Below are 24,118 nucleotides of genomic sequence, written 5' to 3'. Positions count from 1 at the left end.
CAAGTAAAAACCAGCTGGTCATGATATGACCCAGAGCTCTTCTCTTGTTAATTCAAGGGTGTGAAACTCATTTGGGTTGTATGGTTAAGTGACCAAGCGTATACGGTGGATGCCTTGGCAGTCAGAGGCGATGAAGGACGTAATAACTTGCGAAAAGCGTTGGCGAGCTAGTAATAAGCATTTGAGCTAACGATATCCGAATGGGGAAACCCACATGCATAAGCATGTATCACAACATGAATACATAGTGTTGTGAGGCAAACCCGGGGAACTGAAACATCTAAGTACCCGGAGGAAAAGAAATCAACCGAGATTCCCCTAGTAGCGGCGAGCGAACGGGGATTAGCCCTTAAGTCTATGGGGTGTTAGTGGAATGTGTTGGAAAGCACAGCGGCACAGGGTGATAGCCCCGTACATGAAAACTAACCATAGATGAAAACGAGTAAGGCGGGACACGTGACATCCTGTTTGAATATGGGGGGACCATCCTCCAAGGCTAAATACTCCTGACTGACCGATAGTGAACCAGTACCGTGAGGGAAAGGCGAAAAGAACCCCTGTGAGGGGAGTGAAATAGAACCTGAAACCGTATACGTACAAGCAGTGGGAGCGGTTCTTGAGACCGTGACTGCGTACCTTTTGTATAATGGGTCAGCGACTTACATTTTGTAGCGAGGTTAAGCGAATAGCGGAGCCGTAGGGAAACCGAGTGTTAACTGCGCGTTTAGTTGCAAGGTGTAGACCCGAAACCGAGTGATCTAGCCATGGGCAGGTTGAAGGTTGAGTAACATCAACTGGAGGACCGAACCGACTTATGTTGAAAAATGAGCGGATGACTTGTGGCTGGGGGTGAAAGGCCAATCAAACTCGGAGATATCTGGTTCTCCTCGAAAGCTATTTAGGTAGCGCCTCGAGCGAATACCATTGGGGGTAGAGCACTGTTAAGGCTAGGGGGTCATCCCGACTTACCAACCCTTTGCAAACTCCGAATACCAATGAGTACTACTCGGGAGACAGACAGCGGGTGCTAACGTCCGTTGTCAAAAGGGAAACAACCCAGACCGTCAGCTAAGGTCCCAAAGTGTATGTTAAGTGGGAAACGATGTGGGAAGGCTTAGACAGCTAGGATGTTGGCTTAGAAGCAGCCATCATTTAAAGAAAGCGTAATAGCTCACTAGTCGAGTCGGCCTGCGCGGAAGATTTAACGGGGCTAAACATACCACCGAAGCTACGGGTGCATTTCATTAGAAGTGCGCGGTAGAGGAGCGTTCTGTAAGCGGTTGAAGGTGAAGGGGTAACCCACACTGGACGTATCAGAAGTGCGAATGCTGACATGAGTAACGATAAAGGGAGTGAAAAACTCCCTCGCCGGAAGACCAAGGGTTCCTGTCCAACGTTAATCGGGGCAGGGTGAGTCGACCCCTAAGGTGAGGCCGAAAGGCGTAATCGATGGGAAACAGATTAATATTTCTGTACTTCCGCTAACTGCGATGGAGAGACGGAGAAGGCTAGGCTAGCGCGGCGTTGGTAGTCCGCGTTTAAGGTGGTAGGTTGATTTCTTAGGCAAATCCGGGAAATCGTACTTTAATGTACAGGCTGAGAGCTGATGACGAGTCACTACGGTGATGAAGTAGTTGATGCCATGCTTCCAGGAAAATCTTCTAAGCTTCAGGTTAGTGGGAATCGTACCCCAAACCGACACAGGTGGTCGGGTAGAGAATACCAAGGCGCTTGAGAGAACTCGGCTGAAGGAACTAGGCAAAATGGTACCGTAACTTCGGGAGAAGGTACGCTGCTGTTGGTGATGGGACTTGCTCCCTAAGCTGACGGCAGTCGCAGATACCAGGTGGCTGCAACTGTTTATCAAAAACACAGCACTGTGCAAAATCGCAAGATGACGTATACGGTGTGACGCCTGCCCGGTGCCGGAAGGTTAATTGATTGGGTTATCTTCGGAGAAGCTCATGATCGAAGCCCCGGTAAACGGCGGCCGTAACTATAACGGTCCTAAGGTAGCGAAATTCCTTGTCGGGTAAGTTCCGACCTGCACGAATGGCGTAATGATGGCCACGCTGTCTCCAGCCGAGACTCAGTGAAGTTGAAATTGCGGTGAAGATGCCGTATACCCGCGGCTAGACGGAAAGACCCCGTGAACCTTTACTATAGCTTGGCACTGAACATTGAACCTACATGTGTAGGATAGGTGGGAGACTTTGAAGCTTGGACGCTAGTCTGAGTGGAGTCAATCTTGAAATACCACCCTTGTAGTTTTGATGTTCTAACTCTGGCCCCTTATCGGGGTTGAGGACAGTGCCTGGTGGGTAGTTTGACTGGGGCGGTCTCCTCCCAAAGAGTAACGGAGGAGCACGAAGGTTGGCTAAGTACGGTCGGACATCGTACGGTTAGTGCAATGGCATAAGCCAGCTTAACTGCGAGACATACACGTCGAGCAGGTACGAAAGTAGGTCATAGTGATCCGGTGGTTCTGAATGGAAGGGCCATCGCTCAACGGATAAAAGGTACTCCGGGGATAACAGGCTGATACCGCCCAAGAGTTCATATCGACGGCGGTGTTTGGCACCTCGATGTCGGCTCATCACATCCTGGGGCTGAAGTCGGTCCCAAGGGTATGGCTGTTCGCCATTTAAAGTGGTACGCGAGCTGGGTTCAGAACGTCGTGAGACAGTTCGGTCCCTATCTGCCGTGGGCGTTGGATGATTGAAGGGAGCTGCTCCTAGTACGAGAGGACCGGAGTGGACGAACCGCTGGTGTTCGGGTTGTCATGCCAATGGCATTGCCCGGTAGCTACGTTCGGAATCGATAACCGCTGAAAGCATCTAAGCGGGAAGCGAGCCCTAAGATGAGTCATCCCTAGAGCTTTAAGCTCTCTAAAGGGCCGTAGGAGACTACTACGTTGATAGGCAAGGTGTGTAAGCGTTGTGAGGCGTTGAGCTAACTTGTACTAATGACCCGTGAGGCTTAACCATACAACCCAGATGGGTTTTACTGACCTTAGTGTTAGAATGAGGCGCTTAAACAGTGTGAACTCAAGACTCTTAATAAGAGTAAAAGCAATCAGCTTTCCGAATTATTATTTAATGCTTAATGAAGAATTAGTGCGTTAGATAAACAAATTTGTCTGGAAACCATAGAGCTGTGGCACCACCTGATCCCATTCCGAACTCAGAAGTGAAACACAGTATCGCCGATGGTAGTGTGGGGTCTCCCCATGCGAGAGTAGGTCATTTCCAGGCGCCTAATTATCTCGTTAAGAGATGCTCGAAAGAGCAAGTCTCCTAGTTATGACATACTAGCGACTTAAAAAGCATTTAGCATCGTGCGCAAGCAATTTGCTAAAGGAGCGGTAGTTCAGTTGGTTAGAATACCGGCCTGTCACGCCGGGGGTCGCGGGTTCGAGTCCCGTCCGCTCCGCCAATTACATAGGAGCCTCGTCTAACGACGAGGCTTTTTTGTATCTGAAGCTTACCAATCTTGCCCGAACAGATATCAACAGCCACAAGCGCTGCATTAATTTAGTTGGTCCAACAACGTTCCCGGTATTGCTTTGCATTCATCCAATCTATTTGGACGGTAGACTCTCAATAAACAGAAAGTGACCAGTCACGCCGGGGTTTAGGTCCACTCTTATTATCATTGTCTGCTTTGTCATGACATCAAAGTCTCGTCTAACGACGAGGCTTTTTTTGTATCTGAGATTTACGTGTTATACCAATCTCATTAAATATCTGCTCAGTTCAGAGTCTCTCAGGTTTTTCAATTCAAGGCGCATTGATGTAGAAATGATTGTTCTCTTTTAAATCGATGCAAAACAGAAGTGGAATACCTGAGAGACTCCATTCTGGCGGGTTTCAAAGTCCTTTATCTTTCGTTAGATGTTTTCAAAATACGACGGAATGGTCTATTTTATTCCATAACAAACCATCCATGGCGGTCAGATGCTGGAGGTAGAGTAACGCAGGAGTTTATTACCGAGAATCACTATTCGCTTCAATCATCTGCCTTGCCTACAGCACTTTAACTCCCGCTGAAAGATCACATATTTAATAGGATTGGTATTAACTCCAAATTGATATATATAGCTAAAAGCAGAGTGTTAGTTAAGTTAGATTAAAAGTTTATCGAGTTTGTGTGCTATTTATTATGGGTGTGGATTGTTTAGATAATAAGTAGCTTGCTTGCCTGAGCCGAGGGTTCATTGTTTATTGCTGTAGCTAGTTTGTATGGAATATTAATTGGTTACTATTTAAGCAGAGGAAAAGAGTTGAATGTTACGCTTGCTCGGTATTAGTACTGCAGATAGCGAATAAGATATTAATTGTTATCTGCAGTTATTGCCATGCAGGTTACTTTTATCTGCATGGCATGAGTTTGTTAGTAATCGCTTAGACGTTCTACGATAAAGTCGACAAAACCTGTTCGGTTAATATTAAACAATACTTTTGCATTATGTGGTTTACCGGTTAATTGATAACGATCAACTACAGTCATTCCCTGTGTATATTCACCTTTAGTTTCAACGCCCACCCAACAATCAACTGCAGTAAACAGTGATGGATTAAGTAACCATGCAATGGTGCAAGGATCATGTAGTGGTGCACCAGTGAACCCCCATTTAGGGTCACGGTGATAAATCATAAAGAAGTCGAGTAGTTCAGCAACACATTGCGCAATAGGATTATTAATGCCCCTAATTCGCTCGATATCCTCATCCATTATCTGAGCTTCGTGGGTAACATCTAGTCCACACATTACTATTGGTAAGCCTGATTTGAATACCATATCAGCGGCTTCTGGGTCGACAAAAATATTAAATTCAGCAGCTGGTGTCCAGTTACCTACTCCTGCCGCTCCGCCCATCAGTACTATGCTATCTATGTTTGAATGTAACTCAGGATGAGCAGCTAGAAAAAGTGCAATATTAGTTAACGGTCCCGTTGGAACAAGTGTAACGGGCTGCCTACTGTTACGCACTTTATCGGCCATCAGTTCAATAGCCGTTTGCTCTACAGGTGCAAAGGCTGGATCGGGTAATTTTGGTCCATCCAGACCACTCTCGCCGTGTACATTGTCTGCAATGATCAGTTCACGAGCTAAAGGCTTAGGGGCGCCACTTGTAACGGGTATATCATGTCGACCCAATAGTGTTAGTACACGTAAAGCATTGTTTAACGTTTTGTCTGGTGTTTGGTTGCCTGCACTGGTAGTAACAGCTAACACATCAAGCTTTGCTGAACTAAGTGCTAAAATAAGTGAGATGGCATCGTCATGACCGGGATCACAGTCGAGAATTACAGGACGTTTCATGGGTAATTTCCTTATTCTATAAGAGGGTATAATGTACCACTATGACTGTTGTAGGCTTAATGCTTAAGAACTAAAAATGTGATCTAATATACAATGGCATAGTGGTTGAAGAAATGCTCGAGGGTAACTTGCCTTAGCTTGGCGACTATTTCAATTATTCTCGATATCAATAATGTAATTAAACATGTCGTTATGAGTGCATTCTTGTAAAATAGAGTGCTTTTTATTTAGTGGGTAAAGTTATGGATTGTCGTTTGGGTTGTGGTGCCTGCTGCATTGCGCCTTCTATCACCAGTGCAATACCAGGCATGCCGATGGGGAAACCTGCTGGGGTGCGTTGTATTCAATTAAACGCTGATAATCTTTGTATGATTTTTGGTCAGCCAGAACGTCCAGATGTTTGTGCTGAGTTTAGTGCAAGTATTGATGTGTGCGGCACGACAAATGAACAAGCTTTATGGTTGATCACTGATTTGGAGTCTTCAACATGCTAATCTGCGCTTATTACTTACCTTGGATATTTTAGATCATGCAATTAACCCGATATACAGATTTTGGTATTCGCATTTTGATGTATCTTGCAGTGCAATCTGAACGCGAAAGTTTATTTCGAATAGCTGAAGTCACCAGTGTTTTTGACCTTTCTTCAAACCACGTAGCCAAGATTATCCATCAATTGGGTAAAATGGGATATTTGCAAACTGTCAGAGGTAAAAGCGGTGGTTTTAGATTGGCAAAAGCTGCTGATGAGGTGTTAATTGGACAATTGGTCCGTGATTTAGAGCATTCATTATCTCCTATTGACTGTGAATCTCCTTATTGCCGATTTACGCCAATATGCCGATTAAAAGGCGTGTTGGGTCAGGCTGTTACGGCTTATCTTGCTGTGCTTGATCAATATACTTTAGCTGATATTGTATCCAATAAGTCTGATATTTTATCTACACTACCAGACTTATCTATTTCAGTGTTGCAGTTGGATTAGGATGACTTGCTACTGCCACATTCACGTCATCAAATAATTGAGATGTTGGTACTAATGTGATGTCATTATCGTTTAAACGAGCTAAATTAGCGTTTAAAAATCGAATGGTTTCTGGGTAAGGATGCGCAATAACAACCAGCTTACCTTGTTGTTTCGACAGCGTAATCATTTGTTGGAATTGCCGTTCAAGTGCACGCTCACCAATGTCGTTATCTAAAAATATATGTCTTCTCAGTGATGGCACTCCTAGCTGCATAGCTTTGCTGCTGGCTTTGGTGTATTTAGTGGTAAAGCTATCGACAAAAAATAACTGCTGTTGTTTTAAACTTTGCATTACCCATAACATCGGTTCATCCATTTGAGTCAGTAAACTGCCCATATGATTATTCGCCCCTTTAGCAAATGGGATATTAGAGAACGCGCTTTGTAACTGTTGTTTAATTTGTGCCTCATTCATGTCATTGGTTAATCCTCCTGGTCCTAACGCTTTGCCATTTAAGGCTTGCATTGGCAGGTGTAACATTATTTCATGACCTTTATGATAACCATCTTGCGCAAGTTTTTGTCCTAGCGGAGTATGAGGTAATACCGATAAAGTGATCGAGCTTGGTAATGACAATGCTGCTTCGTCAGTTAGGCGATAACCAATATCGTCAATGATAATGGCTAATTTAGTCGCTGTAGCGGGCATGATGCTACATAGGCATAGTAGGAGTAATAGTAGGTTTCGCACGAATTTAGCTTACTTGGTTGTGTGAGTTTTATTGTTCAATGATATCTACATAATGGCGTGATTATAAACACAGTTATTGTCGTTGATATAGTGTTAATTAATCGGGCCGTTTACCGCTTTCTTTGGCAAGGCATAGCGCTATACCCTGTAATACGTTTAACCATTAAATATCAGTGGTGAGTGTTTTGCTATTAACGACAATAATAGGCTGGATCGACTGCCTTACCTTTATTGCGAATTTCGAAATAAAGCCCTGGTTCACTTTGTCCCCCAGAACGACCAACAAGCGCAATCGACTCGCCAGTTTTCACCATATCTCCAGGTTGTCTTAATAGTGTTTGGGCGTGACCGTAGAGGCTCATATAACCCTTGCCGTGATCAATAACTAACACCATACCAAAACCACGTAACCAGTCGGCATAAATAACTTTTCCTGATGCCACTGCATTAATATTTTGTCCTTCAGGTGCGGAAAGCACTGTCCCTTTCCAAACAATTTGTCCTGAGCGGTTGCTACCAAATCGTTTGCTCACTCTGCCGTTAGTTGGCCATTTTAATTTGGCTTTTTGACTGACTAATCCATCCATTGTTGGATTGGCTTTTGCGGCAAGCATTGCTTGTTGCACTATACGTTTTAAACTTGCCTCTTCTATTTGCAGTTGCTCTAATTCTGCCCCTTTGCTAGATAAGGTTCTTTGTAGTTGAGTCAATGTTTGTTGGCGTTGGCCTTGCTCTTTGGTTAATTGCAGCGCTTGTTGCTTTTGATCTATCACTAAAGCATTGAGTTTTTGCTTTGCTGTTACTTGCTGTTGCTTAACTTTATTAAGATCAATGCTAGTTTGCTTGAGTTGTTGAATAGCTTTTATGCGGGCATTGTTGAGAAATTGATAATACGCCAGCATGCGCTCAACAGTGGCGGGGTTTTGCTGGTTAAGCATCATCTTAGTGTAGTCATGATTACCCGCTAAATAAGCGCTAGATAACTGCTTTGATAAGGTGTCTTGCTGACTTGTTTTTAGCTTGGCTAAATCAATCTGCTGTTTATCTAAAGCGTTAATTTTGACGTTAACTTCAGCCAACGAATTTTGTGATTGATTGACTTTTTTAGCAGCTTTTGCAATCGCTTGCTCGTCACTTTTTAGTAACGCAATAAGCTTCTCGCGTTGCCTTGAGGTGTCTTTGAGCGAATTTTGTTGTTGGTTTATTTGTGCTTGAATAGACTTCAAAGCCGACTGGCGTGAAGACAAATCAGCACTATTTGCCGTAAATGAAAAGATTAGAAAGCCAGCAACAATGCTGGCTTTAATAAATAAACGAGTTATCACGAGTTAATGTTTACTCTTTAAGGTCAATGATACAGCGTCCACTCATTTCTTTCGGGATGCTTTGGCCCATCAAGGTTAACATAGTTGGCGCAATATCGCTCAAGCGTCCACCATCTTTTATTACGGCATCACGACCGACATAAACGAACGGTACCAAGTTACTGGTGTGAGCTGTAAATGCTTGTCCGTTAGAAGGATCTTTCATTTTTTCGGCATTACCATGATCGGCAGTAATCAAGCATTCGCCATCCACTTTAGCTAATGCTTCAACGACACGACCAATACATGCATCAACCGCTTCACAAGCTTTAACTGCGGCATCAAAGTTACCGCTATGGCCGACCATATCACCATTTGGATAGTTACAAATGATCACATCATATTTTGTAGATTCTATCGCCGCGACCAATTTATCGGTTAATTCAGTCGAGCTCATTTCAGGTTGCAGATCATATGTAGCGACCTTAGGCGACTGAATTAAAATACGATCTTCCCCTTCGAATGGCTCTTCTTTACCGCCATTGAAAAAGAATGTCACATGGGCATATTTTTCAGTTTCTGAAATACGCAGCTGGGTTTTATCCAAGTTTTGCAGGGTTTCACCTAAAGTATTCACTAAATCACTTGATGGATAGGCTACCGGAGCATTAATGTCTGCAGCGTAGTCAGTTAACATCACAAAGTTGATTTTTGGTGTTTTATTACGTTTAAAACCGTCAAAATCTGGATTCACGAAAGTGCGAGTGATTTGGCGAGCACGATCTGCACGGAAATTCATAAATATCAGTGAATCATTATCGCTTAATACGGCAGCTTCGCCTTGCGCATCAACAATTGCAGATGCTGCAACAAACTCATCGTTTTCATCACGAGCATATGCCGCTTCAAGCGCTTCTGGTGCAGAAGCATAAGTAAACTTTCCTTTAGCTTCGGTAATTAATTCGTAGGCTTGCGATACGCGATCCCAACGATTATCACGATCCATGGCAAAGTAACGACCGATAATTGATGCTGTTCGGCCATGACCTAATGAGGCAAATAGCTCATCAAAATGAACCAAGCTATTTTTAGCGCTACGGGGTGGCGTATCACGGCCATCTAGAAAGGCATGTAAATACACTTTCGTTGCGCCGCGTTCAACAGCCATACGGCACATAGCTTCAATGTGCTCTTCATGGCTGTGTACACCACCGGCAGATAATAGTCCCATAATGTGCACCGCACTGTTTGCGGCAATGGCTTTGTCTACAGCATCGCAAAGTGCAGCGTTTTGTTCAAACTCATGGTCTGCAATTGCTTTACTGATGCGGGTGAGTTCTTGATAAACAATTCGGCCAGAACCAATATTGATATGGCCAACTTCAGAGTTACCCATTTGACCATCGGGTAATCCGACGTCAATACCAGAACCTGAAATAAGACTGTGAGGGTATTGTGCATTGAGCTTATCTAAGACAGGAGTGTTTGCATGAAAAACCGCGTTATCTTGCGTGTCTTCACTGTAACCCCAACCATCAAGGATAAGTAATGCGAGTGGACGTTTTTTAGCCATTTGCAAGTACCTTATTAAGTTAAAATAGAAGTGTTATAAAATTTCAATTGTATGAATATTACTACTTATCGATAGTGTGCAAAAGGCATATAGGTTTGAAGATATAACTAAAGCAGCTGATAACGAGGGGCGAGTCACGAATAACTCGGCGTAAACCGTTTATTTTAGGTGTTTCTTTAATGAAAACTGCCGAGCAAAACGATATACTCGAGGCCATCTCATCTTAGTCATCGTCAGAGAAATCAGTAATTATGCAAGAATATATGGAATTTTTTAAAGCGAACCCAATGTTAAGCTTAGCGTGGGTCGGCTTGTTTGTAGCACTTGTTGTTAGTGTCATTAAATCTGGTACATCAAAAGTGAAGAATGTCAGTCATCAAGAGCTAACACTCATGGTGAATAAGCAAGATGCCAAACTCGTTGATGTGCGTGGCAAAGAAGAATTTAAGAAAGGCCATATTGTTGATTCACTCAATGTGACCTTATCAGAAATTAAAAATAATCAAGTCACTAGCCTTGAAAAGTTTAAAACCAGCCCCATTATATTAGTATGTAACTCAGGTATGACATCAGGCCAAGCAGCTCAACTTCTTACTAAACAAGGATTTGAAAACGTGTTTAACCTTAAAGGTGGCATGGGCGAATGGCAAGGTGCTAATTTACCAGTCGTTAAAAGCAAGCGTTAATATCGTTGCTTAATGGTATTCAGTGTTAACGAATTTGGGTATGAGTTAACACGGTTTATTATCAAGATCCTGTTCGTTATTATTTATCGAGCTGGATCAACTTTACGGGATAGCACTAATGCTAGATTAATTCTTTATGCATTGAGTGAAAGCCCAACACAATTAGCTTCACAGAAAAGCTAAATAACATTGATAGGTAGGAAATTATGGCTGAAGTAGCAAACAACGAAGCACAAGCACCACAGTTCAACATTCAGCGTATTTATACAAAGGATTTGTCTTTTGAAACGCCAAACAGCCCAGCTGTTTTCCAGAAAGAATGGAACCCAGAAGTAAAATTAGATTTAGATACTCGCAGCAACAAATTGTCTGATGACACATATGAAGTGATTTTATCACTGACAGTTACCGCTAAAAATGGCGAAGACACTGCATTTTTATGTGAAGTTCAGCAAGCGGGTATTTTCTCGATTGTTGGTTTAACTGAGCAACAACTTGCCCATTCTTTAGGTGCATATTGCCCTAACGTATTGTTCCCATACGCACGTGAATTAGTTGGCAACTTAGTTGGCCGTGGTACTTTCCCACAACTAAACCTTGCTCCAGTGAATTTTGATGCTCTATTTGCTCAGTACGTTCAACAGCGTCAAGCTGCTGCAACTGAAGAAGCAACTGCATAATTTATGAATAACGCTGCCGAAATTACGGTATTAGGGGCGGGGTCTTATGGCACCGCCCTTGCTATTTCTTTAGCCAGCAACGGCCATAAGACATTGCTTTGGGGTCACGATCCTAAAAGCATGCAAGTGTTAGCGGAAAGCCGCAGTAATGAACGTTTTTTGCCTGGCATTCAGTTTCCTGATTGTTTATCAATCGAAGCTGATTTAGGCAAAGCCTTAGCCGCTAGCAAGAATATTTTGGTTGTTGTACCAAGCCATGTATTTGGTGACGTGCTTAAGCAAGCAAAACCATTATTGCGTGACGACGCACGTATTGTGTGGGCGACCAAGGGCTTAGAGCCTGAAACTGGCCGTTTATTACAAGATGTTGCTCGTGAGCAATTAGGTGAACATTATCCACTCGCTGTGTTGTCTGGGCCTACGTTTGCCAAAGAATTAGCCGCTGGTTTACCTACCGCTATTTCGGTTGCGGGTACATGCCCACAGTTTACCCATGACTTGGTCGAATTGCTTCATAGTCCAAAACGCTTGCGTGTATACGCAAATGACGACTTTATCGGCATACAATTAGGCGGAGCGGTTAAAAACGTGATTGCCATTGGTGCAGGTATGTCCGACGGTATTGGTTTTGGTGCAAATGCACGCACCGCACTCATTACTCGTGGTTTAGTGGAACTGAGTCGCTTAGGTGAAGCTATCGGCGCCGATGCATCTACTTTTATCGGTATGGCTGGTTTAGGTGACTTGGTACTAACCTGTACCGATAATCAGTCGCGTAACCGTCGTTTTGGTTTGGCTTTAGGTCAAGGCAAAGACGTGATCACCGCCCAAGAAGAAATCGGTCAAGTAGTCGAAGGTTATCGAAACACTAAAGAAGTGTTTACCTTAGCCAAACGCCTAGGGGTAGAAATGCCGATCACCGAGCAAATTTACCAAGTGTTATACCAAGGTAAAGCACCCGTTGAAGCAGCAAAAGAGTTACTCAGTCGAGACAAAAAATCTGAAACACTGAAAAAATAGTGCAACAGAGCGGCTAAGTTAACCGTGAGTAGATACCAAAAAGGATGCTAAAATAGCATCCTTTTTTGCATTTAATATTTATCAATTAAATACAAAACAACCCATTTAAAGTGTGGAGTAAAACGTGAAACATCATGACGTAATTATTATCGGCGCCGGCGCGGCAGGATTAATGTGTGCTGCAACCGCGGGCTATCGAGGTCGTGATGTATTGGTGCTAGACAACGCCAAACAAGCGGGCAAAAAAATTCTTATCAGTGGTGGCGGACGTTGTAACTTTACCAACCAAAAGGTTGAGCCGCACCAGTTTATTTGTGGCAATCCACACTTTGTAAAATCAGCATTAGCTCGCTATCGTTCAAGCGATTTTATTGAGCTGGTTGAACGTCATGGTATTGAATACCATGAGCGCGAGCATGGGCAGTTATTCTGTAATGACTCAGCCAAAGAAATCGTCACCATGTTAATGACTGAATGCGAATGGGCCGGCGCTAAAGTAAAGCTGCGTACTGAAATGCTATCTGTTACTAAAACAGATACAGGATTTAATTTAACTACCTCAAATGGCGACTTTAGCTGCGAGTCGTTAGTGATAGCGACTGGCGGTTTGTCCATGCCCAAATTAGGTGCTACGCCTTATGGCTATAAGCTGGCAGAGCAATTTGGTTTAACTGTGTTATCTACCAGTGCTGGTTTAGTTCCATTTACGTGGCATGCCGAACAAAAAGTGCGCTTTGAGCCGTTATCGGGTATTGCTGTGCCAACAACCATTACCGCCCAAGATGGTACTCAATTTAGCGAAGCGTTATTGTTTACTCATCGAGGTCTATCAGGCCCAGCAGTACTGCAAATTTCTAATTACTGGCAGCCAGGTGAAGCAATTTCTATCGATTTATTACCGGGTGAAAACGCGTTAGATAAAATTGAATTTGCACTAAAACATCATCCAAAGCAAAGCCTACGCAATACCTTAAGCCAGTGGTTACCTAAGCGTTTGGTTGAAACACTATTTGACGAGTCTCAACTCGATAAAGCATTAAACCAACTCGGCCACGGCGAGCGAGAAAAACTAGCTAACGACTTAAACGACTGGTCTATTACCATGAATGGCACCGAAGGTTACCGCACCGCAGAAGTCACTTTAGGCGGCGTTGACACCAATGAATTATCATCTAAAACCATGCAAGCTAATAAGGTCTCTGGATTGTACTTTATTGGTGAAGTAATGGACGTAAGTGGTTGGTTAGGTGGATTTAATTTTCAATGGGCTTGGTCATCTGGTGTCGCAGCTGGATTGGTTGTTTAATTGTGTGTAGAGACAATAAAGTTTGCCCGTAAGCACTCATTACCCGTAGCGGCTAACTCGTTGTTTTTAATAATTCTACAAGCTGGACTGAGGCCGACGCTAAAACGAAAAACTGATCAAAAGAGCGCCCTTACGGGTAAACTCTTTGTGATGATTTCGATCCTAAGAGCATTTTTATTGTTCTGCACAAGATCTATCGCTCAAAAATTACTTAATCTCTTATCCTGTAACATACTTTTTTTACTTAATCGTGTAAGTTAATCATGTAAATCAATTGTGAATTTTTTTGAGTCTTTAATCAGCAGGCTCTCACAATTGTCGTTAGCTTAGTGAGGGGTTGTTGGAAATGTTAAAGTTGAACGTTATTTTTTATTCTGCGCTATTGGCTTGCTTTGCTACATCTATAGCTACTGCCGATGAATCAAATTCTTTCGATCTAAGTCTGCAAGAGTTGCTGAATGTTGAGGTGACTTCGGTATCAAAACAAAAGCAGCCTTTATCGAATTCACCCGCTGCAATCTATGTCATCACAAGCGAACATATACGTAATTCTGGTGCTACTTCTATTCCGCAAGTACTTCGAGATGTACCAGGGCTGCATGTAGGGCAGATTGACTCTCAAAAGTGGGCCATCAGTAGCCGTGGTTTTAATGGGCGCTACAACAACAAATTACTGGTATTGATGGATGGCCGAACCCTTTATTCTCCAATATTTTCAGGTGTCTACTGGGAGGTTCAGGATACTCTGATGGCTGATATTGAGCGCATTGAAGTTATACGCGGGCCCAGCGCGGCAATGTGGGGCGCCAATGCAGTAAACGGTGTGATTAATATTATTACCAAACACAGTGCTGATACATCTGGTGGTTATGCAGAATTGGGGGCTGGCGATTATGAGCAAGGATTTGCAGGTTTTCGTTATGGTTCCACATTATCAGATAATGCAACATCAAGAGTGTACGTAAAAGGCCATAGCAGAGACTCGCTTGAGTATAATTCGCAAGATCTCGATAGCGGTCTTGCGGAGCAATTAGCCACTGTTGATAAAGACAACGATTGGATGCATCTTCAAGTGGGAGGCCGCGTTGATATGGAGCTTGATACGGGCACAAGCCTTATGTTGAGCAGTGATGTGTACCGCACTGAAATGCAGCAGACCTCTTATTACCCTTCATTAGTTGGTCCGTCATATCGTGACTTTAATAGTAATGACATCAGCAGCGATGGCTTTAATTTATTATCAAAACTCACCAAAGCGTTATCACCAACCTCTCAATACAGCCTTCAAGCTTACTACGATTATGCAAAAAGAGATGATGATTGGTATGGTTTTAGTAGTGAAACGGTTGATGTTGATTTTCAGCATCAGCTACTTGTTGGACAAAATCATAATATTATCTGGGGACTCGGTTACCGCTTTATTCAAGATGATTTCGACCAAAGCACTATTATTGTAAGTAGCGAGTCAGAATCAACTCGAACCAATTTGTGGAGCGCATTTATTCGTGATGAAATTACGTTAGTTGATGATGAGTTGTGGTTGACGTTAGCATCACGTTTCGAACACTATGACTACACAGGCTTTGAGGTTCAACCGAATGCTCGCCTGATGTGGCAGTTGAATAAAAAAAACAATCTGTGGGCCTCTGTTGCACGCGCAATCAGAACACCGTCGCGGATAGAAAATAATCTATCGGTGAACTCACAAATCATACCGCCTTCAGTTCAGTCACCATTGGTTAGTATATGGGTGGCTGGTAACGAGGATTATAAATCTGAAGTCATCATTTCGTATGAGGTGGGTTATCGATTTACGCCAGCGAAAAAATGGTCATTTGATTCAACAATTTTTTATAACGATTATGACCAATTGCGCAATGCTCCAGCCGGTGCAACAGATTTCAGCACATTTCCCAATTACATTTCGCAATACTTAACATTCAGTAATGATCTTGATGGATATAACTATGGATTCGAGCTCTCATCTCAGTGGGCTGCAACTGATACTATCCAATTCAAAGTAAATTATAGTTTTACTCAAAATGAATTTGGTGTCAGTCAAAGTCAAAATACTGATGCCCCAGAGCATATGATATCGACAATGATGGATTGGAGCATTAGCGATAATGTTGATTTTAATCTAGTTTGGCGTGTTATTGATGAAGCTTACGTATTGAATATCAATGACCTTAGTACTAAGGAAATTGATAGCTATAGCGGAGTTGATTTAGGACTGCACTGGAAGGTTAAGCCTGATGTCATGTTATCAGCATTCGGGAAAAATTTACTTCATCCTGCAAACCTTGAGTTTGAAGGAGAAAGTTACCAACTCCCTTATCGTGTGGGACCAAGTTATTATATTAAAGCTACTTTGACCTTTTAGGGTAGCAACATTGAAAAACTCAAATTTAAGTCGACAGTTACTGTATTCATTATTGGTCGTGGGAGCTATTTTGCTTCCGCGAGTCTCTATGGCGCAGAACGCATTCGAGTTAAAAGCGGCATTAACCTATAATTTTGCTAAGTTTACTCAGTGGCCTGAAGCGCGTCTTAATACCTCATCTGCATGGAAAATATGTTTTTTCGGAAATCAATATCACGACAGTTTCATGGGACTTTCCGATAAAACGCTGGGAACTCAGTCTGTGATGGCCATTGAGTTATCTGGAATAAGCCAAATCGATCAGTGCGATGTTGTATTTGTAGACACTAACTCTAGGGAGTTAACCCATAGATTGTTAGTGGCTGTCGATAATAAGGCTATTTTAACGGTTTCGGATATCACAGGTTTTGCAATGCAAGGCGGGATGATTGAAATCGTCGAGCAAGATAAGCGATTGTATTTTAAAGTTAATATGCAAGTGGTAGCAAAATCTGGATTAACTATCAGCTCTCAAGTATTGAAATTGGCACTTGAGGTTAAGCGATGAAAGTAATGAATTTGTCATCGAAGTTTATCGTTTAACATAATGCTTAGCGATATTATCGCGAGTAATAGTCTATCAGCAATTATGTTTAATCCTTTCGAGGTAGTCAAAAGAGGTTAACTTGCTAATGATATTACTGGATTGGCCGATAGTCATATTTATGTCATCAAAAATTAACAGAAGATTAAAATTGAGATGTTTGACGATTCATTTTTGGTAGGTTGTTGATAAAATGTTAATGGATTTACCATTGAACATACTTTAAACTTAATCGAATAAGTTGTTTGTGTGATTTAATTTTTTGAAAAATAAATTGGCATTGCTATCTTTGGCTTGGTGAAGGAATTATTGAAAATGTTAAAGCTGAAAATGACTTTTTATTCTGCATTATTTGTTTTTTCTGCGAGTTCTACAGCTATAGCCGCTGATTCAGACTCTTTAGATCTCAGTCTACAAGAGTTAATGAATGTTGAAGTGACTTCTGTATCAAAACAAAAGCAGCCTCTATCCAATTCACCAGCAGCAATTTATGTTGTTACAAGCGAGAGTATTCGTCGCTCTGGTGCGACCTCAATTCCACAAGCGCTTCGCGATGTGCCAGGGCTGCATGTAGCACAGATTGACTCACAAAAGTGGGCCATTGGAAGTCGTGGTTTTAATGGGCGCTACAATAACAAATTATTGGTATTGATGGATGGCCGAACCCTTTATTCTCCAGCATTCTCAGGTGTCTATTGGGAAGTGCAAGACACGCTTATGGCTGACATTGAGCGTATCGAAGTCATCCGTGGTCCAAGTGCTGCTTTGTGGGGGGCGAATGCGGTTAATGGTGTGATTAACATTATCACTAAACACAGTGCCGACACATTAGGAGGCTATGGAGAGCTAGGTGCTGGAGATTATGAGCAAGGCTTTGCTGGTTTTCGTTATGGATCAACATTGTCTGACAAGGTCACGTCGAGAGTATATTTGAAAGGCCATGAAAGAGATTCGTTTGAGCTTGACCTAAATGATCTTGAGAGTGACTTACTGGTACCATTTGCCGATGCAGGCAAAGATAATAGCTGGCAGCATCTGCAATTAGGTGGGCGCATTGATATTCAGCTAGAGACAGACACAAGTCTCACGTTAAGCAGTGACTTTTACACATCTAAAATGCAGCAAGCACCTAATATTGCATCAACAGAAGCGCCGCTATATCGAAATTATTATACTGACGAAGTCAAAAGTGATGGCTTTAACTTGTTATCAAAGTACACCAAAGCATTATCGGCAACCTCTGAATATAGTGTGCAAACTTATTACGATTATGCCAACAGAGATGAAAATTTGTATGGTTTAAGCAGTGAAACCTTTGATGTTGATTTTCAGCATCAGCTAATTATTGGGCAAAATCATAATGTGGTTTGGGGATTAGGATACCGTTATATACAAGATGAGCTCGGATCCAGCCCTATTTTAGAAAGTAGTGAGGCTTCCTCGACAAATACTGATTTGTGGAGTGCGTTCATCAGTGACGAAATTATGCTAGTTAAAGACGAGTTGTGGCTTACTCTGGCTTCGCGTTTTGAACAAAATGACTATACAGGTTTTGAAGTTCAACCCAATATTCGTCTTAGGTGGCAGTTAGATACAAGAAACAGCGTATGGACTTCTATTGCTCGAGCAGTGCGAACCCCATCAAGATTAGAAAACAATATATCTGCAAATGCCCTTAATATACCGCCTTCTGACGTGGCCCCGCTGGTTAAGGTATGGGTGTCGGGTAACGACAATTTTGAATCCGAAGAAATGGTCTCATACGAGATAGGATATCGTTTTATTCCGGCAAGCCAATGGTCTTTTGATACTACCGTATTTTATAACGATTATGGCAAACTGCGCAGCGTGTCAGAGTCTGACAGTACAATTGATTTCAGTACATTCCCTAATTATATTTCGCAATATGTCTTATTTGGCAATAGTTTGGATGGGTATAATTATGGGGTTGAATTATCTTCGCTGTGGGTTGCAACGAATGCGCTTCAGTTAAGAGCCAATTACAGCTTTATCCAAAGCGAATTTGGTGGCAGTTTAAATCAGAATACTGATGCACCTGAGCATATGTTGTCGACAATAATTGATTGGAATATTACCGATGATATAGATGTTAACTTCGTATGGCGTTTTATCGATAACACTAACGTGATAAGCCAAAACGGCACAAGTATGAAGACAATTCCTAGCTACCATAGTGTGGATATTGGGCTACGCTGGATGGTTACGCCGGATGTCTCATTATCGGCGTTCGGGAAAAATTTGCTTCATCCTACCCACCTTGAATATGAAGGAGAAAGCTTACAATTTCCTTATCGGGTGGGACCAAGTTACTTTGTTAAAGCGACGTTAAGCTTTTAAGGTCGCCACAATGAAAAAAGCTAATTTGAGTCGACAGATACTGTATTTATTATTGGTTGTATTTGTGCTGCTTCCGCGTTCATCTATGGCTATATCCCAGGACTCGTTTGATTTAAAAGCGGCGTTTACCTATAACTTCGCGAAATTTACCCAGTGGCCAGAATCGCGACTTAATACACCATCTGCGTGGAAAATATGTTTCTTTGGAAATCAATATCGCGATAGTTTTATGGGGCTTGCGAAGAAAAAATTGGTGACTCAATCAATCACGGCTATTCAGCTATCAGAAACAAGTCAAATCGAACAGTGTGATGTGGTATTTATCGATGCTAACTCTAGGGATTTAACTCGTCGTTTGTTTTTGGCTGTCGATAATAAACCTATTTTAACGGTTTCAGATATCTCGGGATTTGCGGTGCAAGGAGGCATGATTGAAATCGTTGAAAAAGATAAACGATTGTTTTTCAATATTAATATTAAAGTGTTAGAGGCTTCAGGGTTGGATATCAGTTCACAAGTATTGAAATTGGCACTTGAGGTTAAACGATGAAAATAATGAATTTTGCATCAATTCGAACAAAATTGATTTTTTCAATGCTAGCGATCGCTATTCTTGTCATTGTCATTATCTCAGCATCATTAATCACTAAGCAATATGCAGTGACTAAAGAGAAAGCTGAGCAAGGTTTAGCTGTGCTAAGTGATATTGTGGCGAGCAATAGTCTGTCAGCGGTTATTTTTAATGATCCATCGTCAGCCGAAAAGACTTTATCCGCGCTCATTGCTCAGCCAGATATCATCCACGCGACTATTTATGATCCTGCAGGTAATCCATTTGCTGCTTACCAAGGCCATGGGGTTTATCAAGGCGTTATTGATCAGCAGGAATTATTGAATCTTATTTCTTCGAAGAAAAAGCTGACGCAATTTAACAATGATGGAGTGCACTCATATACCCCTTTGCTTTTTGAAGGTGAGGTGGTGGGCTTGTTACATATTACGGATAATATGAACGCACTCACTAAGCAACTGGATGATTATTTAGTGTTGGTTACTTCAGCCAGCATATTGGCTTTTACGGCGAGTTTATTGGTGATGTTTTGGTTGCAATCTTTATTCACCAAACCACTTAATACGCTTTTGGAAGTTATAGAACATATCTCAAATAAAAAAGACTATACGCAACGAGTCAACCTCAAATCGAATGATGAATTTTCTCAGCTGGCGCACAGCTTTAATGTGATGATCGGCGAGGTTGATGCCCGAGGAAGGCAATTAGAAACGATTAATCATGAACTCGAAAATCGTGTTTCAGAGCGCACGTTTGAACTGCAACAAACCCTTGAAATTGCCAAAAAAGCCAGTCAGGCAAAGTCTGAGTTTTTAGCGGTGATGAGTCATGAGATTAGAACGCCACTGAATGGTATTGTTGGTTTTTCTGATTTACTGACTTCTTTTAAATTAAATAAAGAAGTGTCTAACACGGTACAGATGATCAACGAGTCTGCGCAAACATTATTGGTGTTGCTGAATGAAGTGCTGGATTTCTCGAAAGCCGATGCCAATAAAATGGATTTAGACATCAAAACGTTTAATTTACCTGATCTTGTCACCTCCACATGTCATTCGCATAAAGTGTCGGCAGGGAAAAAGGGTCTTGATTTTGAGGTGGTCATATCGCCATTGAACCACGAAAATTACTTGGGTGACGCTGTCAGAGTACGGCAAATTATTAATAACTTTGTCTCAAACGCGATAAAATTTACCCGCCAAGGTGCTATTTCTATAGCGGTGAGTGAGCACATGGAGGCGTCTGATACTTATATTACCTTTACAGTTAAAGATACCGGTATTGGCATTGCGGCATCCAAATTAGAGAGCATTTTCACCCCCTTTATGCAAGCCGATAGTACGATTACCCGTGAGTTTGGTGGAACGGGTTTAGGTTTGGCTATTTGCCAACAGTTAGTCGTATTGATGAATGGCCGTTATGGTGTTGAAAGTACTTTAGACGAAGGCAGTCGTTTTTGGTTTAGCATTCCCCTTGTGCCACAAGACAACTCAATATCAACAGCTACTGTAGACGTTGAGCCAGATTATCATGTTCAGGCAGTATTCCGACAATCTATAGTGTTAGTTGCAGAAGATAATGTGGTCAATCAGTTGGTGGTAAAAAGCTTGTTAGAGTCTTTAGGGCATCAATGTGAAATTGTAAATAATGGTCAAGAAGCCATCGCCAGAGCCAGCGAGAAAAAGTTTGATCTCATCTTTATGGATTACCATATGCCGGTAGTTGATGGGATCGTTGCAACTCAAGCGATAACTGACTTAGGTCAGAGTTGCATTAATTATGAAACCCCTATCATCGCACTTACTGCCGACATTCAACCGAATGTTAAAAGGCTATTCCGTAACGCAGGCGCTAAAGATACGCTGTTAAAACCTTTTACTCGTCAGAATCTATCAGAATGCATGAATAGATGGGTTTTTGAGTCTGAGAGTCCTGTTGCCGTGGTCGAGGAAGTTCAGAGCGAGGAATCGTTAGTATTTGTTGATGGGCCCCTTGATGACATTCAACAAATTTCGCCTGATGACTCAAGTGATCTGGTGAAAAGTATAGCGGATTTGTATTTAGAAAATGCACCAGTATTAATTAATAATGTCATTAAAGGGTTAATAGACAAGGATGCCGATCAAGTCTTTAAATCAGCACACTCACTAAAGTCCAGTTCGGCCAATGTAGGGGCGATAAAAATTCAGACGTTAGCGAGTCAAATTGAGTTGTTTGCACGTAGTGGTAAGTTGAGCGATGCCAATCATCTCTCAGACACATTATTGCCTGTGTTTGAACAAACTAAAGAGGCAATATTGCTAAAGTTAGAGAGGCTTGTCTAATGTCGTTAAATACACTTCAAGATGTGGTATTAATCGTTGATGATGATCCCGTCATTCGAATTCTGATGCGTCGGGCACTAAGCCATTCTGTTGGAAATATTATTGAGGCCAGCAGTGGCGAAGAGGCAATACAGCTTTTTTCCGAACATACACCAGATTTAATATTGCTCGATGTGTCGATGGACAAAATGAATGGCTTTGAATGCTGTTCAGTGATCCGTTCATTACCCGAAGGGGATAATGTCGCCATTATTATGGTGACAGCATTAGATCAACCTCAAGACATTCAAAAAGCCTTCGATGTGGGTGCGACAGACTTTATGACTAAGCCGGTTAAGTGGCCGTTGCTCAGCCACCGCATTCATTATGTGCTTAAAGCCAATAAAACAATCAAAGAGCTAACCAAAAGTAAAAACAAACTTGCCAGAGCACAAAGCATCGCCCACTTGGGCTCATGGGAGTGGGACTTTACATCCGATAAGTTAGACTGCTCTGACGAAGTTTATCGTATGTTGGGGATGCAACCTCAAGAGATAGACATTACGTTTTCTAAATTGCTAGAAATCATCCACCCAGATGATCGTGAATTTTTAAAATTAACGGTTAAAACAGCGTTAAAGCATCGGCAACCCTATGATATTGAATATCGTGTGTTACATGGTAGTGGTGAGATTATTACCCTACATGACCGAACAGATATCACTTATGATTTTGGTGAACCGCGAATTAATGGCACCTTGCATGATATTTCAAGCCGCAAAAAATCAGAGCAAGAAATCGCTTATTATGCCTTTTACGATACGTTAACGGATCTACCGAACAGGCGTAAATTTCTGTTGCAGTTAGACTCTGCAATTGCTTCAGCCAAACGTCACTCAACAAAATTAGCATTACTATTCATTGATTTAGATCATTTCAAAAGAATAAATGATACCTTGGGACACAAAGCCGGTGATGAGTTGCTATGCGAAACGGCTACACGGATAAAAAGTTCTGTACGTATTTCAGATGAGCTGAGTGTCGGCAGCCGGGTTGATTATGAAAATGAACATCTTGCCCGTTTGGGCGGCGATGAATTCACTTTACTTTTATGTGAGTTAGAAGCGTTTGATAATGTCGCTATTATTGCTCAGCGAGTGCTTGATGCGCTTTCGAAACCCTTTGTTATTCAGGGGCAACAAACATTTATTTCGGCCAGCATCGGTATTTCTTTTTATCCCGACGACGGTGAAACCGGCGATATTTTACTGCAGCATGCAGATACTGCCATGTATGAAGTGAAACACAACGGCAAAAACGGTTACCAACTTTTTTCACATGAAATGCATAAATCATTAATGGATAGGCTCAAAATTGAAGTCGAACTGCGAGAGGCTATAAGGTTAGGAGATCAGTTTGTACTTTATTACCAACCACAAATTGACTCAGCAAATGACAACATTGTTGGATACGAAGCATTATTGCGCTGGAACCATCCAACAAGAGGCTTGTTAGCACCGATAGATTTTCTCGCGATTGCTGAAAGTAGCGGCTTGATTATCCCTATTGGAGAATGGGCTTTGCTTGAAGCTTGTAAAAAAGCGAAACAGATACATGCGACATTACCTCATTTTCAGCGCATGGCTGTCAACCTATCGGCATTGCAATTCAACCATGAAAATATTTTTGACCACGTGAAACGTGCACTTGTTGAAACCGGTTTACCACCAAACCTACTTGAGCTTGAAATTACAGAATCAGCCATCATCAGTAACGTCGATGAGGCGATTGCTTTGCTATTTATGTTAAAAAAACTAGGTGTGAAGTTAGCTATTGATGATTTTGGAACCGGCTACTCTTCATTAAACTACTTAAAGAGTTTCCCCATTGATACATTAAAAATTGATAAGTCGTTTGTAGATGGAATTGTGAGCAATCAAAAAGATGCCGCAATCGCTCGCACAATCGTGCAGTTAGCACTTAATTTAGAGCTTAGTACCATCGCTGAAGGTGTCGAGTATATAGAGCAGCATGAGTTACTTAAGGCTATGGGATGTACTAATTTACAAGGTTATTTGTATAGTAAACCCTTACCTCCGGAAATGGTTTAATTGTTATGTAATAGGCGCTCAAAATTGGCCATTAACGTAAATTGGTGGCAGTAAAAAGGGGCCGATTTAAATGAGCACGCCAAGAACTTTTTAATATCATTAATTCTTTAAGCCGATCAATTCATATTGAATCGGTCTTTTTTGTACCTTTACTTGTATATGTAAACTTTCATATATACACTTAGTCGTATGTTTTT

The 24,118-nt window shown here is 41.9% G+C and carries 16 protein-coding genes, 1 tRNA gene and 2 rRNA genes; 15 read left to right on the top strand and 4 right to left on the bottom strand.

All coding sequences use genetic code 11. From position 1 onward, the window contains the following. Positions 1-82 precede the first annotated feature (82 nt). From EGC86_RS16125 to EGC86_RS16115, 3 genes are all read left to right on the top strand, one after another. Positions 83-2,987, top strand: a 23S ribosomal RNA gene (locus EGC86_RS16125). Positions 2,988-3,138: 151 nt separating this feature from the next. Beyond that, positions 3,139-3,254 (top strand): 5S ribosomal RNA (rrf, locus tag EGC86_RS16120). A 104-nt stretch (positions 3,255-3,358) separates the two neighbouring features. Next, positions 3,359-3,435: transfer RNA gene (locus EGC86_RS16115), tRNA-Asp, on the top strand. 957 nt (positions 3,436-4,392) lie between these two features. On the opposite strand, the gene rihA is transcribed toward EGC86_RS16115, so the two are convergent. Next, the gene (gene rihA, locus EGC86_RS16110; RefSeq protein ID WP_123778220.1) at positions 4,393-5,325 is read right to left on the bottom strand and encodes a pyrimidine-specific ribonucleoside hydrolase RihA; all 933 of its coding nucleotides are present in this window, start codon (positions 5,323-5,325) and stop codon (positions 4,393-4,395) included. Positions 5,326-5,567: 242 nt separating this feature from the next. Between rihA and EGC86_RS16105 the strand changes: the two genes are divergently transcribed. Both EGC86_RS16105 and EGC86_RS16100 read left to right on the top strand, forming a co-directional pair. Further along, entirely contained in the window at positions 5,568-5,819 is a 252-nt protein-coding gene (locus EGC86_RS16105; protein WP_011639430.1) for a YkgJ family cysteine cluster protein, read from the top strand. A gap of 35 nt (positions 5,820-5,854) precedes the next feature. Next, the gene (locus tag EGC86_RS16100) at positions 5,855-6,310 is read left to right on the top strand and encodes an Rrf2 family transcriptional regulator (protein WP_123778219.1); all 456 of its coding nucleotides are present in this window, start codon (positions 5,855-5,857) and stop codon (positions 6,308-6,310) included. Here EGC86_RS16100 and EGC86_RS16095 read toward each other — a convergent pair. From EGC86_RS16095 to gpmM, 3 genes are all read right to left on the bottom strand, one after another. After that, positions 6,285-7,043, bottom strand: coding sequence for a divergent polysaccharide deacetylase family protein (locus tag EGC86_RS16095; RefSeq protein ID WP_425376046.1), 759 nt, complete (start codon positions 7,041-7,043; stop codon positions 6,285-6,287). The genes EGC86_RS16100 and EGC86_RS16095 overlap by 26 nt on opposite strands. Positions 7,044-7,234: 191 nt before the next feature. Continuing rightward, positions 7,235-8,368, bottom strand: a complete 1,134-nt coding sequence (locus tag EGC86_RS16090) for a murein hydrolase activator EnvC family protein (protein ID WP_102036886.1) — start codon at positions 8,366-8,368, stop codon at positions 7,235-7,237. A 10-nt stretch (positions 8,369-8,378) separates the two neighbouring features. Beyond that, complete coding sequence (gene gpmM, locus EGC86_RS16085; RefSeq protein ID WP_123778217.1) at positions 8,379-9,920, bottom strand: 2,3-bisphosphoglycerate-independent phosphoglycerate mutase; 1,542 nt, start codon at positions 9,918-9,920, stop codon at positions 8,379-8,381. A 251-nt stretch (positions 9,921-10,171) separates the two neighbouring features. On the opposite strand from gpmM, the gene EGC86_RS16080 reads away from it, so the two are divergent. The 10 genes from EGC86_RS16080 (at position 10,172) to EGC86_RS16035 (ending at position 23,921) form a co-directional block, all read left to right on the top strand. Beyond that, complete coding sequence (locus EGC86_RS16080) at positions 10,172-10,606, top strand: rhodanese-like domain-containing protein (RefSeq protein ID WP_011639425.1); 435 nt, start codon at positions 10,172-10,174, stop codon at positions 10,604-10,606. A 206-nt stretch (positions 10,607-10,812) separates the two neighbouring features. After that, positions 10,813-11,286 carry a protein-export chaperone SecB gene (secB, locus tag EGC86_RS16075; RefSeq protein ID WP_011639424.1) on the top strand — a complete coding sequence of 158 codons (474 nt, stop codon included), beginning with the start codon at positions 10,813-10,815 and terminating at the stop codon, positions 11,284-11,286. Between the two features lie 3 nt (positions 11,287-11,289). Next, a complete protein-coding gene (gpsA, locus tag EGC86_RS16070; protein ID WP_011639423.1) occupies positions 11,290-12,306 on the top strand; it encodes an NAD(P)H-dependent glycerol-3-phosphate dehydrogenase in 1,017 nt (338 codons plus the stop codon). A gap of 124 nt (positions 12,307-12,430) precedes the next feature. Continuing rightward, positions 12,431-13,612: a BaiN/RdsA family NAD(P)/FAD-dependent oxidoreductase gene (locus tag EGC86_RS16065; RefSeq protein WP_123778216.1), complete on the top strand. Its 1,182-nt coding sequence runs from the start codon at positions 12,431-12,433 to the stop codon at positions 13,610-13,612. Positions 13,613-13,958: 346 nt separating this feature from the next. Next, positions 13,959-15,995, top strand: coding sequence for a TonB-dependent receptor plug domain-containing protein (locus tag EGC86_RS16060; protein ID WP_123778215.1), 2,037 nt, complete (start codon positions 13,959-13,961; stop codon positions 15,993-15,995). Positions 15,996-16,005: 10 nt separating this feature from the next. Beyond that, entirely contained in the window at positions 16,006-16,542 is a 537-nt protein-coding gene (locus tag EGC86_RS16055) for a YfiR family protein (protein WP_011639416.1), read from the top strand. A gap of 351 nt (positions 16,543-16,893) precedes the next feature. Then, positions 16,894-18,936, top strand: coding sequence for a TonB-dependent receptor plug domain-containing protein (locus EGC86_RS16050; protein WP_123778214.1), 2,043 nt, complete (start codon positions 16,894-16,896; stop codon positions 18,934-18,936). A 10-nt stretch (positions 18,937-18,946) separates the two neighbouring features. Beyond that, positions 18,947-19,486 (top strand): YfiR family protein, encoded by a 540-nt coding sequence (locus EGC86_RS16045; protein WP_123778213.1) that lies wholly within the window; start codon positions 18,947-18,949, stop codon positions 19,484-19,486. Between the two features lie 5 nt (positions 19,487-19,491). Next, entirely contained in the window at positions 19,492-21,831 is a 2,340-nt protein-coding gene (locus EGC86_RS16040) for an ATP-binding protein (protein ID WP_165872434.1), read from the top strand. After that, positions 21,831-23,921: a two-component system response regulator gene (locus tag EGC86_RS16035; RefSeq protein WP_123778211.1), complete on the top strand. Its 2,091-nt coding sequence runs from the start codon at positions 21,831-21,833 to the stop codon at positions 23,919-23,921. Before EGC86_RS16040 ends, EGC86_RS16035 begins: the two co-directional genes overlap by 1 nt. Positions 23,922-24,118 lie beyond the last annotated feature (197 nt).

The organism is Shewanella frigidimarina (genome assembly GCF_003797125.1).
GTDB classification, from domain to species: domain Bacteria; phylum Pseudomonadota; class Gammaproteobacteria; order Enterobacterales; family Shewanellaceae; genus Shewanella; species Shewanella frigidimarina.
Note: the sequence above shows the minus strand (reverse complement) of the source record. Positions and strands in the feature narration are given on the sequence as shown.

Coding starts and splice junctions, on each gene's coding strand:
- rihA (WP_123778220.1), bottom strand. CDS start 5,325: ATGAAACGTCCTGTAATTCTCGACTGTGATCCCGGTCATGACGATGCC.
- EGC86_RS16105 (WP_011639430.1), top strand. CDS start 5,568: ATGGATTGTCGTTTGGGTTGTGGTGCCTGCTGCATTGCGCCTTCTATC.
- EGC86_RS16100 (WP_123778219.1), top strand. CDS start 5,855: ATGCAATTAACCCGATATACAGATTTTGGTATTCGCATTTTGATGTAT.
- gpmM (WP_123778217.1), bottom strand. CDS start 9,920: ATGGCTAAAAAACGTCCACTCGCATTACTTATCCTTGATGGTTGGGGT.
- EGC86_RS16080 (WP_011639425.1), top strand. CDS start 10,172: ATGCAAGAATATATGGAATTTTTTAAAGCGAACCCAATGTTAAGCTTA.
- secB (WP_011639424.1), top strand. CDS start 10,813: ATGGCTGAAGTAGCAAACAACGAAGCACAAGCACCACAGTTCAACATT.
- gpsA (WP_011639423.1), top strand. CDS start 11,290: ATGAATAACGCTGCCGAAATTACGGTATTAGGGGCGGGGTCTTATGGC.
- EGC86_RS16060 (WP_123778215.1), top strand. CDS start 13,959: ATGTTAAAGTTGAACGTTATTTTTTATTCTGCGCTATTGGCTTGCTTT.
- EGC86_RS16050 (WP_123778214.1), top strand. CDS start 16,894: ATGTTAAAGCTGAAAATGACTTTTTATTCTGCATTATTTGTTTTTTCT.
- EGC86_RS16045 (WP_123778213.1), top strand. CDS start 18,947: ATGAAAAAAGCTAATTTGAGTCGACAGATACTGTATTTATTATTGGTT.
- EGC86_RS16040 (WP_165872434.1), top strand. CDS start 19,492: ATGAATTTTGCATCAATTCGAACAAAATTGATTTTTTCAATGCTAGCG.
- EGC86_RS16035 (WP_123778211.1), top strand. CDS start 21,831: ATGTCGTTAAATACACTTCAAGATGTGGTATTAATCGTTGATGATGAT.